Source organism: Desulfatitalea alkaliphila (assembly GCF_022968795.1).
Lineage (GTDB): Bacteria > Desulfobacterota > Desulfobacteria > Desulfobacterales > Desulfosarcinaceae > Desulfatitalea > Desulfatitalea alkaliphila.
This window is the reverse complement of record NZ_JALJRB010000009.1, coordinates 152,175-165,331: the sequence shown is the minus strand read 5'-3', so window position 1 is coordinate 165,331 and position 13,157 is coordinate 152,175. Positions and strand designations below refer to the sequence as shown.

The 13,157-nt window shown below is 63.5% G+C and carries 13 protein-coding genes; 5 read left to right on the top strand and 8 right to left on the bottom strand.

Going from position 1 to position 13,157, the window contains the following annotated elements; all coding sequences use genetic code 11:
- Nucleotides 1-323 (top strand): hypothetical protein (locus MRX98_RS10525; RefSeq protein WP_246906995.1); only part of this gene is annotated, 323 nt, incomplete at its 5' end.
- A 209-nt stretch (nucleotides 324-532) separates the two neighbouring features.
- Nucleotides 533-1,801: an ATP-binding protein gene (locus tag MRX98_RS10520; RefSeq protein WP_246906993.1), complete on the top strand. Its 1,269-nt coding sequence runs from the start codon at nucleotides 533-535 to the stop codon at nucleotides 1,799-1,801.
- Nucleotides 1,802-1,809: 8 nt separating this feature from the next.
- Here the strand turns inward: MRX98_RS10520 and MRX98_RS10515 are convergent, their stop codons facing one another.
- The 3 genes from MRX98_RS10515 to MRX98_RS10505 are packed head-to-tail and all read right to left on the bottom strand — an operon-like array spanning nucleotide 1,810 to nucleotide 5,661.
- Nucleotides 1,810-2,976, bottom strand: coding sequence for an MFS transporter (locus MRX98_RS10515; protein WP_246906992.1), 1,167 nt, complete (start codon nucleotides 2,974-2,976; stop codon nucleotides 1,810-1,812).
- A gap of 26 nt (nucleotides 2,977-3,002) precedes the next feature.
- Nucleotides 3,003-4,646 (bottom strand): long-chain-fatty-acid--CoA ligase, encoded by a 1,644-nt coding sequence (locus MRX98_RS10510; protein WP_246906990.1) that lies wholly within the window; start codon nucleotides 4,644-4,646, stop codon nucleotides 3,003-3,005.
- A 25-nt stretch (nucleotides 4,647-4,671) separates the two neighbouring features.
- Nucleotides 4,672-5,661, bottom strand: a complete 990-nt coding sequence (locus MRX98_RS10505; protein WP_246906988.1) for an alpha/beta fold hydrolase — start codon at nucleotides 5,659-5,661, stop codon at nucleotides 4,672-4,674.
- Between the two features lie 124 nt (nucleotides 5,662-5,785).
- Here MRX98_RS10505 and MRX98_RS10500 point away from each other — a divergent pair, with 124 nt between their 5' ends.
- Entirely contained in the window at nucleotides 5,786-6,169 is a 384-nt protein-coding gene (locus MRX98_RS10500; RefSeq protein ID WP_246906986.1) for a VOC family protein, read from the top strand.
- A 12-nt stretch (nucleotides 6,170-6,181) separates the two neighbouring features.
- Nucleotides 6,182-6,490, top strand: coding sequence for an antibiotic biosynthesis monooxygenase family protein (locus MRX98_RS10495; RefSeq protein WP_246906984.1), 309 nt, complete (start codon nucleotides 6,182-6,184; stop codon nucleotides 6,488-6,490).
- Between the two features lie 2 nt (nucleotides 6,491-6,492).
- Here the strand turns inward: MRX98_RS10495 and nadB are convergent, their stop codons facing one another.
- Together nadB and MRX98_RS10485 are read right to left on the bottom strand one after the other, a co-directional pair.
- A complete protein-coding gene (nadB, locus tag MRX98_RS10490) occupies nucleotides 6,493-8,112 on the bottom strand; it encodes an L-aspartate oxidase (RefSeq protein ID WP_343217751.1) in 1,620 nt (539 codons plus the stop codon).
- 147 nt (nucleotides 8,113-8,259) lie between these two features.
- Entirely contained in the window at nucleotides 8,260-8,922 is a 663-nt protein-coding gene (locus tag MRX98_RS10485; RefSeq protein WP_246906982.1) for a TIGR04211 family SH3 domain-containing protein, read from the bottom strand.
- A 222-nt stretch (nucleotides 8,923-9,144) separates the two neighbouring features.
- Between MRX98_RS10485 and MRX98_RS10480 the strand changes: the two genes are divergently transcribed.
- Complete coding sequence (locus MRX98_RS10480) at nucleotides 9,145-9,594, top strand: DUF1178 family protein (protein WP_246906980.1); 450 nt, start codon at nucleotides 9,145-9,147, stop codon at nucleotides 9,592-9,594.
- A 41-nt stretch (nucleotides 9,595-9,635) separates the two neighbouring features.
- Here MRX98_RS10480 and recD2 read toward each other — a convergent pair whose 3' ends face one another.
- The 3 genes from recD2 to MRX98_RS10465 are packed head-to-tail and all read right to left on the bottom strand — an operon-like array spanning nucleotide 9,636 to nucleotide 13,150.
- Complete coding sequence (recD2, locus tag MRX98_RS10475; protein ID WP_246906973.1) at nucleotides 9,636-11,810, bottom strand: SF1B family DNA helicase RecD2; 2,175 nt, start codon at nucleotides 11,808-11,810, stop codon at nucleotides 9,636-9,638.
- 9 nt (nucleotides 11,811-11,819) lie between these two features.
- Nucleotides 11,820-12,395 (bottom strand): D-glycero-beta-D-manno-heptose 1,7-bisphosphate 7-phosphatase, encoded by a 576-nt coding sequence (gene gmhB, locus MRX98_RS10470; RefSeq protein ID WP_246906966.1) that lies wholly within the window; start codon nucleotides 12,393-12,395, stop codon nucleotides 11,820-11,822.
- Nucleotides 12,392-13,150 (bottom strand): septal ring lytic transglycosylase RlpA family protein, encoded by a 759-nt coding sequence (locus MRX98_RS10465; RefSeq protein ID WP_246906964.1) that lies wholly within the window; start codon nucleotides 13,148-13,150, stop codon nucleotides 12,392-12,394. The genes gmhB and MRX98_RS10465 overlap by 4 nt, the downstream gene beginning before the upstream one ends.
- Nucleotides 13,151-13,157: the final 7 nt, after the last annotated feature.

Sequence of the window (13,157 nt, the reverse complement as noted above, 5' to 3'; positions counted from 1 at the left end):
TTTGGCGCCAAAACGCGCAGTACCCGGCCCCCCGACCCACCCGCCGGCGGTCGTTCAACGCTCCCAACCGCCGCCGGCATCCATCAAACCTCCATTCCACGGGCGTTTACCGAACCACACAATTGATCGGCTTCATCAACGTTTGCCCACTGCGTACCGAACGAGAGCGTGGATTGAGGCGATATAAATATCTGCGTCGTGCCGGGAAATCTCACCACCCCGAACCCGTTTCAACGGATTGCGAATCGACGGCTGGCGGATTTGCCAAGATCGGGATTGCCGCAATCAACGACCAGGGGACCGCGCGCTTGGATAATCATTGAAGGATTTCATTTCTTGTCCCAATTATCCTCCGGTGATAGGGTTTAGATGATCGACAGGGCGGACACCGAGTTGATAAGATCAACCGTGTTCACACGGATCGCAATGTTCACCAATATTCACATTGATCGAAGATTTTTCCGGCGCTGCCGATCTACTCTTGCTGCGATTCCCCCCGCGGCCGCTGGATTATAGTAATCGGAGGTCTGCAATGTACGAAAATATCAACGACCTGCTCAAACAAATCGCACTGGGCGAAGACTCTGTTCTTGAACTAAAGTCGGTGGAAATCAGTGGTAACAAAGTCATCGGCCCGCGCAAAGATAGTATGGCCGACGAGCTGGCAGCCATGGCGAATACGGCATCCGGCGTCATTGTGCTGGGTGTTGACGACAAAACCAGGGAGATTCAAGGGGTGCCGCGGGAGAAGTTGGACCTCGTTGAAGACTGGATTCGTTCCATCTGTAACGACGCCATTGACCCCCCGCTGGATTGCGTCATCCGCAAACGCATTCTTCCCGACCAGCAAGGTATCGAGAAAGCCATTCTCCGCATCGATGTGCCCCGCAGCCTGTTTGTCCACAAAAGTCCCAATGGTTATTTCCGCCGTATCGGCAGTTCCAAGCGGGAAATGAAGCCGGATGTTCTGGCCCGGTTGTTTCAACAACGCAGCCAAGCACGACTCATTCGCTTCGATGAACAAACGGTTCCAGGCACTACCATGGAGGATTTGAACCCCAAGCTTTGGAACCGGCTTCGCACGGTCATTTCACCAAAAGAGGATCGGGAGTTTCTCGAAAAGTTAAAACTCATTGCCAAGGACGAAGACGGCGAAATGCGGGCAACGGTCAGCGGCCTCCTGATGGCCTCGGATTCGCCGACGTCTTTTATGTCCAGCGCTTTCATTCAGGCCGTTTGCTATCGAGGCACCGAACGCAACGCCGCCTACCAGTTGGATGCCAAGGACATCACCGGCCCACTCGATAGCCAGATCCGTGATGGTTGCAAGTTTGTGGAGCGTAACATGCGGGTTTTTGCCATCAAAGCGCCCAACCGAATCGAAACCCCGCAGTTTTCCATGAATGCGGTTTTCGAGGCGGTGGTCAACGCAGTCGCCCACCGGGATTACTCTATTTATGGTTCAAAAATTCGCCTGCACCTGTTTTCGGACAGGCTGGAGCTGTTCTCCCCCGGCACGATCCCCAACACCATCACGATTGAGAGCATTTCGGAACGACAATCGGCACGAAACGAATTGATCAGTTCCTTGTTGGCCCGTTGCCCGATGAATGTCGATGCCGTCGGTAGCCGGCGCAACTTCATCATGGACAAGCGCGGCGAGGGCGTGCCGATCATCATCACTGAAAGCGAGCGACTGTCGGGAAGGCGGCCTGTGTACAGGCTTCTTGATGATGCCGAACTGATGCTGACGATTTTTGCAGCACAACCACCGCACGAAAAAGATAGTTTTGAGTTGTAAGTTACGGTTCATGCCGTGGCACCTGCCTCGGCTTCCGGAGGCTTTCGGATCAGCCGCACCAGGGGCAGGCTGAACAGGGGGACGGCGGCCAGGATCCAGAAGGTGGTTTCCAGGCCGATGTGGTCGGCCAGAAAGCCGGAGAGGGCCGTGCCCAGGCCTCCGGTGCCGAAGCCGAGGCCCAGGATCAGTCCCGAGGCCAGGCCGAGGTAGCGAGGCAGCAGTTCCTGGGCCAGGACCACGGTGACGGAAAAGGAGGCCAGCAGGGCGGCGCCGGAGAGGCCGGCCAGGAGCCAGACCCACGGGCCGTGGGACAACAGCAGCAGGGCGGCCAGCAGGGGGTAGAGCAAAAAGCTGCCCACGATCACTTTTTTGCGGCCGATGGTGTCGGACAGGTGACCGCCGAACAGTCCGGCCACCGCGCCGCAGGCGAGGTAGACGGTCAGCAGCAGGCTGCCCGATTGCAGGTGCATGCCGCGGGCCTGGAAGAACAGCGGCAGGTAGGTGATCATGCTCATGTAGACCCAGGAGCGCACGGTGACCAGCAGGCAGACGGCGGTGACCGAGCGCCAGGGTACGGGCGGGTAATCGACGGCGGCGGTTGCAGCGGCCGCGGGCGACACCGCTTCCCGGCGCAAAAAGTCGTTGGGGTAGAAGGAGATGATCAGGAAGAGCAGCAGGCCGACGGGGATCAACCCCACGGTGCCGTGCAGGCCGATGCCGAGCACCAGCAGGCTGCCGATCACCGGCCCCAGGGCGAAGCCCAGGTTGCCGCCGGTGGAGAAGATGGCGGCGCCCAGGCCTCTTTTCAGGCCGCTGGCCAGGTAGACGGCCATCATGGCCCGGGGGTGGAAGGCGGCGGTGCCCAGGCCGGCCAGGCCCACCAGCAGCACGGCGGTGGCGTAGTTGGGGGAGAGCCCCAGCAGGCCCATGGCCACGGCGGTCCAGAGGATGCCGCCGGGAACGAACCAGCCGGTGCGCACCCGGTCGGAGATGTAGCCGAACAGGGGCTGGATCACGGAGGAGGAGAAGTTGAGCAGCAGCATCATCAGGCCCACCTGAAAGTAGCTCAGCTCGAACAGCTCCTTGAGGCGGGCGGCCACCACCGGCAGGATGCCTTGGGAGGCGTCCACGGCGACGTGGCCGAGAAACATCAGCAGCAGAGGGATCTTGTCCATAGCGCGATTTCCGGTCGATTGGTCGTTCAGGCGGTCGGTGACTGTTCCTGGCGCAGCACCCGCTTGAGCATCTTGCCGGCGGGGTCCCGGGGGATGTCGTCGCGGAACAGAAAGGTTTTGGGCACGCGGTAGTCGGGCATTTGGGCGCGGCAGTGATCGAGCAGCGCTTTACGGTTTTCCGTGGCTCCGTCGGCGAGCACCACCAGGGCGATGACCGTCTGGCCCTTGATGCGGTCGGGGATGCCGATCACGGCGGCGTCCCGGACCGCCGGGTGGGCTTTGAGCACAGCTTCCACCTGGCTGGGATAGATATTGAAGCCGCTGGAGAGGATCAGGTCGTCCTTGCGGTCCACCAGGTAGAAGAAGCCGTCCTCGTCCATGCGGGCCAGGTCGCCGGTGTACAGCCAGCCGTCGCGCAGGGCGCTGGCGGTCAACACCGGGTTTTGCCAGTAGCCTTGCATGATCTGGGGGCCGCGCACGGTCAGCTCGCCGATTTCATTGGGCGCGCAAACGCGCTCGCCGGTTTCGATGTCTACGATGCGCGCATCGGTACCCGGCACAGGCAGGCCGACGGATCCTTTGGGGCCGCCCATGGGATAGGGGTTGATGTGGGTGGTGGAGCCGGCTTCGGAAAGACCATAGGCTTCCATTATCCGCCGTCCGGTGAGTTGCTCGAAACGCTCGTGGATGGCTACGGGCAGGGGGGCGCCGCCGCTGCTGGCCACCTGGATGGAGGAGAGGTGGTCGCGGAGGGTTGCGTCGTCCACCGTGAGCAAGGCGCCCCAGATGCTGGGCACGGCGGGAAAGGAGATGGGCCGGTGATCGGCCAGGGTTTGGGTCAGGGACACCATGTCCATGGCGTCCATGCGCGGCATCAGGATCATGCGGTATCCTTTGAGGACGCTGATCAGCAGGCAGGCGGACATGCCGAAGACGTGGAAAAAGGGGATCATGCAGATCACGGCGGCGTTGCCGGCGCCCTGGATGCCCACCCAGCAGTCGGCCTGGTACACGCTGGCCACCACGTTGGCGTGGGTCAAAGTGGCGGCCTTGGGCGCACCGGTGGCGCCGCTGGTGTACTGCAGCACGGCCACGTCCCTCGGCGCCACCCTCCCATCGGGTTCGGCGTCGCCGTCGGCCGAGGCAATAAAATCAGCGAAAATCAGCGGCCGGGGTGCGTTATCGCCCAGTGCCAGCTCTTTTTCCAGGCCGAAAACAGAGTGCAGAATCACCGTTTCCACGCCCGTCGCGGCGATGACGGCATAGATGTTCTGGGCGAACAGGTCCAGGGAGACAACGGCCCGGGCGCCGGCGTCGTTCAGGCAGCGGGCCAGCTCTTCGCCCTGGATGCCGACGCTGATGTTGACCACCACGGCGCCGATTTTGAGAATGCCGAAATAGGTGATCACGTAGGTGGGGGAGTTGACCAGGATCAGGGCGACCCGGTCCCCCTTTTGGATGCCGGCGGCCTGCAAGGCGCGGGCGAAGCGATTGACCCGCTGGTTGAGTTCGGCGTAGGTCATCCGGATGTCGTTGAAGCAGATGGCGATGTCATCGGGATGATCGGCAGCGTTGTCCAGCAGGAACTGGTGAACGGGCACTTGGGGCACTTCGATGGTGTGGGGGGTGTGGGCAGCGTATTGCGCGAGCCAGGGTCTGTGGATTTCCATGGCAACCGTCCTTTGCGTCAGGGGTTCAATCGGTAAGCGAAGCGGCACCGCTTGCGCCATTGCCGGCAACGACCGCGTGGATGAAAGTGCGCATGGGGGCCATCACCGCCGCCCGGCGCTGGTGATGGGGGATGTGCCCGGCGCCGGGCACCAGCAGCGAGCGGGCCGGTCCGCCCACCCCGGCGGCGATGTCCGCCAGGTGGCGCGGAGTGGCGAAGGCGTCCTTTTCACCCTGGATCGCCAGCACCGGACAGCGCACGCGGGAGAGCAACCCCTGAATGTTCCAGTCGGCGAAGGCATCGGAAAGCCAGGTGGCGGACCAGCGCTCGAACAATCCATCCAGGTCGGCATCGTGGTGCTTTTGCAGGCGCGCGCGCAGCTCGCCCCGGCGATAGGCGTCGACCACCTCGCGGATGCCGCGCCGGGTGATCTCCTCGACATAGATGTGGGCCGCCTCGGTGACGATGCCGGCCACGGCCTCGGGATAGCGCGCCGCATACATCAGGGCGATGGTGCCGCCGTCGCTGTGGCCGATCAGGATGGCATCGCCGATGGCGCACTGATCCAGCACCCGCGGCAGAAAACCCCAGGCCTCCTGTTCGATGTAGTCCGGATCGGTCTGTGCCGACGGCAGGGGGTCACTGCGGCCGTGACCCAGCCGGTCGTACAGAAATCCGGGCAGTCCGCAGGCCGCCACCAATTGAAGGGGAAAGTCGCCCCAGGCGGAGATGCTGCCCAGGCCTTCATGCAGAAACACCAGCACGGGGCCTGCGGCCTTGGAATTGTGGCCCTCCGGAAACGGCATCTTGCGGTCCATCTCGGCGTTGGCGCTCTTTTGTAATCCTGGCCGGCGCCGCAAGGGCACGGCATGCCGTGCCCCTACGCCTGCGGTTTCAAAATCGCGCTGGCCCGCCGGCACGAGCCACCGGGCGGCCAGTTGGTATTGGCGCACGGTGATGGTGCGATCCGTCATCCGGATGTCGCTTTGGTCGCTTTGATCGGTCGAGGTCGGCATGGGTTATTTGTATAACCGTTCGGCAAAGGGGGCAAGGGGGGAACGTGGTTTTCGGTTTGCAGCGCGTGCCGGAGCGTGTAGTATGGAAGGTAACATCCACTCTGTGCCAGCAACGGTGCCCGCAATGCCCGACCGACCCACTGCCGAACGGCCGCTGATCCATGTCAAGCGCGCCAACACCATCCTGTACTGCCGCAACTGGCCGCAAACGGTGCGTTTTTACCGGGAGGTGCTGGGATTGGCGGTGCACCACACCACCTCTTGGTTCGTGGAGTTCCACCTCGGGGGGAGCGCTTTTCTGAGCATCGCCGATGCGGCCCGGGCCACGGTGGGGTGCGCCGTCGGACAAGGCATCACCCTCTCGTGGCAGGTGGATGATGTGGCGGTGTTGCATCGCCGCATGACCGCCCGCGCCATTGCGGTGGGTCCCCTCCAAGCCAAATGGGGCGCCCGCGTCTTTTACTTCCACGATCCGGAGGGCCACCGCCTGGAGGCGTGGTCCATTTGAAAGGAGGACGAGATGACCATACGGGTATTGATGACGCGTCGTATCCCCGAGTTGACCAGCGGCATGGACCTGGCCGTGCTGCCCCGGCTCAATGAACTGCTGATCCATTTGCGCGGCATGGCCAGCGAACAGCCCGGCTACATCTCCGGCGAAACCATGCACAATGTGGAGGATCCCAGCGAATACCTGGTGATCGGCACCTGGAAGTCATTGGAGGCGTGGCGCAAATGGCGCAACAATTCGCGCCGGGCGGCCATTCAGGCCGAGATCGACGATCTACTGGGGGCGCCCACGGCCTACAAGGTGTACGGCTACGAGTAGGCTCAGCCCACGAACTTGCGCCGCACGACGGTGTCCTTTTGCCAGCGCCGGTCGTCCCGTTGGGGATATTGCAGGTTGTAGTGCAGCCCGCGACTCTCTTTGCGGTGCGCCGCGCACTGAATGATCAGCTCGGCCACGGTGGCGATGTTGCGCAGCTCGATCAGGTCGGGCACCACCTTGAAGTGCCAGTAGTAGTCGTGAATTTCGTTCTGGATGAATTCGATGCGCCGGCGGGCGCGCTCCAGCCGTTTGTCCGAACGCACGATGCCCACGTAGTTCCACATCAGGCGACGAATCTCGTCCCAGCCGTGGGTCACCATGATCATCTCGTCGCTGTCGCTGGTGCCCACATCATCCCAGGGCGGCAGCGGCTGCACCGCCTGCTTGCCGTTGGATTGCATCTGTTCCAGCACCGAGCGGGCCGCCGCATCGGCGTAGACCAGGGCTTCGAGCAGGGAGTTGCTGGCCAGCCGGTTGGCGCCGTGCAAACCGGTGCAGGCGGTTTCGCCGACGGCATACAAATTGTGAATGTCGGTGCGCCCCTGGATGTCGGTGACCACCCCGCCGCACATGTAGTGCGCCGCCGGCACCACCGGGATGGGCTCGCGGGTGATGTCGATGCCGTACTCCAGGCACTTGGCGTGGATGTTGGGAAAACGCTCGCGGATGATTTCAGCCGGTTTGTGGGAAATGTCCAGGAAAACGGCGTCGGCGCCGCTTTTCTTCAATTCGGTGTCGATGGCCCGGGCAACCACATCGCGGCAGGCCAGATCCTTCTGGGAGGAATAGTCGGCCATGAAGGGCCGCCCCTCGGCGTCGATGAGCACCGCGCCTTCGCCCCGCACCGCTTCCGAAATGAGAAAATTCTTGGCCTTGGGATGAAAGAGACAGGTGGGGTGGAACTGGACGAACTCCAGATTGGCCACGGTGGCGCCGGCCCGGTAGGCCATGGCGATGCCGTCGCCGGTGGCGATGTCCGGATTGCTGGTGTAAAGGTACACCTTGCCTGCGCCGCCGGTGGCCAGCAGGGTGATGGGCGCGGCAAAGGTGTCGACCTGCAAGGTGCGGCGCTCGATCACATAGGCGCCGCAGCAGAAATCTTCATGGGTGGTGGTCACCTGACCCCGCTTGATGCGCGTGGATCGGGTGATCAGGTCGACGGCGATGTGGTTTTCGAACAGTTGGATGTTGGGATGGCGGCGCACCTGGTCCAGCAGGGCCTGCTCCACCTCGCGGCCGGTCATGTCGTGGGCGTGGACGATGCGGTTGCGGCTGTGGCCGCCTTCGCGCCCCAGGTCCAAGCCGTCACCGGCTGCGCCGCGGCGGTTGAAGCGCACGCCAAGGTCGATCAACTCCCGGATGCGCGCCGGACCCTCCTTGACCACCCGCTCCACCACATCCACGTTGCACAGCCCGTCGCCCGCGGCCAGAGTGTCCTGCACGTGCAGATCGAAACTATCCCCCTGGTCGAAGACCGAAGCGATGCCGCCCTGGGCCAGGTTGGTGTTGCTGTCCACCGCCTTTTTCTTGGTCACCAGGGCCACGGTACCGTGATCGGCCACCTTCAAGGCGAACATCAACCCGGCCACCCCACTGCCGATCACCAATACATCCGTCGTCACATCACCCAAAGCGCTTCACCCCCTGCATCACCTCGTTGGCCGGTAAAAAGCGGCATCCACAAACAGCGCTCACTTCGCGCCGCAACAACTTTGAATCGGCACCATACCTTGATTTGGAACGCAACACTTTACGGTACCGCCGGCAGATCACATCAGGGGCGAGCGGCGCTTGGGCTTTTTGAGGATAAAGCCTGCGATGAAGCCGACGATCACCAGTCCGCCGCCATAGAGCAACCCCTGGTAGAGCTGGTTGTTGGTCAGTTGGTTGAGCGCGCTTTCAAACTCGTCGGCCCGGGTGCGGGCTTCGGCCAGCGCCTTTTGCGTCTGCTCGTGCTCGGCCTGCAGCTCCAAAAATCCGGCCGATTCCGTTTTCAGCGCCTCGTGGGCGGCTTCGAGATTTTCCAATCGTTGACGGGTCTGGTTGAGGGTTTCGCTCAACTCTCGGTTCTCCGCCGCCAGGGCGTCGGCCCTTTCCTGCAGTGTGCCGCGCTGCTCCACCACTTCGGCATGCCGCCGCTCGAGCCTTTCCAACTGCAGGGCGCTGGGCAGCTGATCCGTCAGGTAGCGGGACAGCACCCAGCCCTCCCGGCCGCCGGGCAGCCGCACCTGGGACCACTCATCGCCGGCGCTGATCAGTTCCACGGCGCGACCGGTGGGGATCAGGGCGATGATCCGGTGCTCGGTGCTCTGTCCGGAGCGCATAGGCACTTCGAAGGACTCGGAAATATATCGGGTTGCAGCCGTTGCGCTGCCGAGGCCGCAAACCAGGCACAGCCCGAAAATGAGCGCTGTCAACGATAACCGTTTCATTGGATAAACTCTCCCTTGGTATTGGTGATTGTGAAGGGCGCGGCGTGCGGCACCTTTCATCATCCGCTCAGGAACCACCGGACACGCCGGTCGGCGCCTCCGGCATCGAAACAAAGCGTATTCTTTGATGAAAAGCAACCCACTGTCAATATTTTGTTTGAAATAACCCCCCCCTGTGTTATTTTGTTATTGATTTCAGGATGAAAGGGCTCGTGAAGGATCATGATCGCCTATGACTTGCAATGTGCCGAAGGTCACCGCTTCGAAGGCTGGTTCGAAGATGCGAAGGCCTATGACCAACAGCGCCGGGAGGGGCTGCTGGTCTGCCCGGTGTGCGATTCGCCGGAAGTGGTGCGCGTGCCCTCCACCTTCGCCATCAAGGGCATCAAGACAGGCGGCGCCCCAACGCCCCGCAAGCCGACAGCGGCCGAAGCAGAAGTGATGGCACGAGCGGTGATGCATTATGTGGAAAGCCAATTCGACAATGTCGGCCCGGACTTTGCCAAGGAAGCCCTCAAGATCCACTACGGCGTAAGCGAACCGCGCAACATCCGCGGCTCCAGCACGCCCGGCGAAGAGGAAACCCTGCGCGAGGAAGGGGTGCAATTTTTCAAGGTCCCCCTGCCCGACCCCTCTCCGGACAAGCCCTCCCCGCCCGATTCGGAGCAGTAAATCCCTTCTTCAGGTTCGCGAAAAATTCTTTTCGCGAACCCTTACATCGATTGTGTGATCCACCAACCCAACATTGTGCGGCGCCGACCGGGCTGATCGGCTTGCACGGCCACGCGCACCGCCTTGGCCGAGCCCACCAGGATGACGGTCTGCCGCGCGCGGGTCAGGGCCGTGTACAGCAGGTTGCGCTGCAACATCACATAGTGTTGGGTCACAATGGGCAACACGATGGCCGGGTACTCCGAACCCTGGGATTTATGGACTGAAATGGCATAGGCCAGGGCCAGCTCGTCCAGTTCGGACAGATCGTAGGTGACGCGGCGGCCGTCGAAATCCACCTGCAGCCATCCCTTCTCGCGGTCCAGGGCATCGATGGTGCCGATCTCGCCGTTGAACACCTCCTTTTGGTAGTTGTTGCGCAAGTGCATCACCTTGTCGCCGCGGCAGAAGCGGCCGGCCAGCGGCTGCTCCGCCGGTTTGCGCGGATTGAGGCCCGCCTGCAGCAGGCTGTTGAGCCGCAGGGTGCCCGCATCCCCTTTGTGCATGGGGCTGAGCACTTGCACCTGGCGCACCGGGTCCAGGGCCAGTTGCCGGGGGATGTGGCGGGTGCACAGATCGACGATGATGCGGGCCGCGGCGGCCGGATTGTCCGCCGGAATGAAGGTGAAGGGGGCCAGCGGGCCGTCCGGGGCGGTCGGCGGCAGATCGGGCAACGCGCCGTGGCGCACCTTGTGGGCATTGGCGATGATGGGGCTTTGAGCGGATTGGCGGAACACCTCTTCCAGGGCATGGGTGGGCACCCGGCCGGAGGCGATCAGATCGGCCAGCACATTGCCGGGTCCCACCGACGGCAATTGGCAAACATCGCCCACCAGGACCAGGCGGGTGGTGGGATGGAGGGCGTCGAGCAGGTGACCCATCAGCACGGCGTCCACCATGGAGAGTTCGTCCACCACCAGGGCCTCGGTGTCCAAAGGGTCATCCTGGTCGCGCTGAAAACCGCCCTCCGTCGGACTGAACCCCAACAGCTTGTGCACCGTGGCCGCCGGGCGGCCGGTCACCTCGGCCAGGCGCCGGGCGGCCCGGCCCGTGGGCGCCGCCAGGAGGCAGGCGATGCCCAGGGTTTCGAAAACGGCGGCCACGGCTTTGATCAGGGTGGTTTTACCGGTACCGGGTCCGCCGGTGACGATCACCACCCGCCGGCCCAGCGCCCCGTCCAAGGCCGCCTGCTGGGCGTCGGACAGCCGGATGGCCATGCGGCGCACCACGGTGTCCATGATCCGCCCATGGTCCACGGGGGCATCCGTCATTGGAATTTCCAGCAACATGGCCCGCAGCCGCCGGGCGATGGTGCGCTCGGCGGCATTAAGTTCCGGCAGGCAGACGGGGGTTTCGGGCGCTTCGGGGCAGACGACGATCCGCTCCTCCGCGGCCAGTTCATCCAAACTTTCGACGACGGCATGATAGTCCAGTTCGAAGGCCGTGGCGCAGCGTGTTACCAGCGCTTGCCGGGGCAGCCACATGTGCCCCTCTTCCCGGGCCTCGGCCAGCAGGTGTTGAATGCAGGCCCGCGCCCGCTGCGCGTCCGCCACGGGGGGATCGGCGCCGCGGGCCAGGGCGTCGAAAATGTAAAAGCCGATGCGGGGCAGATCGCCGACCAGCCGTTCGGGATCGTTTTGCACCACCTCCAGCGCTTGGTCGCCGTACTGCTTGTAGACCCGCATGGCATGGGCCGGGGTGATGTCCCGCGCCTGCAAAAAGCGCATCAAGGTGCGCACCCGGTGATGCTCGCGCCACGCCGCGCCGATGCGCCGGGCCGTTTCGGGGCCGATGCCGCGCACCTCCGTCAACCGTTCGGGGCTCTGCTCGATGACGGTCAGGGTGTCTTCCTGGAAACGGGCCAGCAGCCGGTCGGCGGTTTTGGGGCCGATGCCCTTGATCAGCCCCAGGGCGAGAAACCGGCGGATCTCTTCCACCCCGGCCGGCAGCAGCGATTCGAATCGGTGGACTTTGAACTGCTGCCCGAAGCGGGCATGGGCCTGCCACTCGCCGCTGATGCGCAAGGTTTCACCGATGTTGGGCGGCAGGTGGCCCAGGATGGTGACCAGGGCGGTTTGCCCCGCCGGGCGAAACTTGGCGATCAAAAAAGCGCTGTCCGGGCTGCGGAAGGTGATGCGCTCGATGCGGCCTTCCAGGGTGGTGGCGTTCTGCGGCATGCGGTTCGGCTATGCAGTGTCCGGCCGGCGGAACTCGGCCAATAACAGGTGGGCGGCGGCCGACAGGTCGTCGACCACGGCATCGGGCCGGATGTCGGCATCCGCCAGCTCCCGTTCCGCGGCCGGACCGTTGCCGGTGCGCACCAGAATCGTCTTGCCGCAGCCGGCATTGCGGCCGCAGAGAATATCCTTGGCGCTGTCGCCGATCATCACCGTGCGGCCCGGATCCAGGCCGTGGCGGCGGGCGGCCTGCCGGATCAATCCCGGGGCCGGTTTGCGGCAGTCGCACCCTTGATCCGGACGGTGGGGACAAAAGAATATGTCCACGATGCGCCCGCCGGCGGCCGCCACGGCGTTGCGCATGCGGCGATGCAGCTCTAGCAGCACTTCCAGTGGCACCATGCCGCGCTGGATGATGGATTGGTTGGTGATCACGATCAAGGGAAAGCCGCCGCGGGTCAGCAAGGCGATGGCCTCCAGGCTGCCGGGCAGGAATCGGAATTCGGCCCAGCTTTTAATGTAGTCGGGAGAGTCGTGGTTGATCACCCCGTCCCGGTCCAGGAAGATCGCTTCGCAGCGTTTCATTCCGCCACGATGATGGCTCCGGGAAAGCCGTTGGCCTTCAGATGGGCCTCGAAGGCTTCGGCCTCCTCCAGATCGGTTTTCAGCCCCAGGCGCACCCGGTAAAAGGTGCGTTCGCCGTCGTGGAAGGGGCTCATGTGCACATTGTCGTAGGTTTGGGAGAGGGTCGCCACATACCGCTCTGCATTGGCCCGCTCGCTGAAGGCCCCCACCTGGAAAGTGAAGTTGCCGTGGTAGTAGTCCAGGGGCATGTACTCCTGGGTTTGTGCCACGCGCTGCCCATCCAGCGGCACCCCCAGGGCCACCACCCGCACCGGTGCCGTGCCGGGCCGCACCACATCCAGGGCCTTGGCCGCGGCATAGGAAAGATCGATGATGCGCCCCTTGGCAAAGGGGCCGCGATCATTGATGCGCAGGTCCACGGTGCGGTTGTTGGTCAGGTTTTGCACCCGCACGAAGGTGCCCAGGGGCAGGGTCTTGTGGGCGGCGGTCATGGCATGCATGTCGTAGATTTCACCGCTGGAGGTCTTGAGGCCGTGAAAATCCTCGCCATACCAGGAGGCCACCCCCTCCTCTTCATAGCCGCGGGCATCGGCCATGGGGTGGTACCACACCCCGAACACCCGATAGGGCCGTGGTTTGCCGGGTTCGGTGGGCACGGGTGCGGGGGCTGGCGGCGGCAGCACCGAGCAGGCCTGCACCACGAATCCCAACAGCACCAGCAGCAGTCCGCACTTCAATCCGTCGAACGCTTTCATCCCGCCC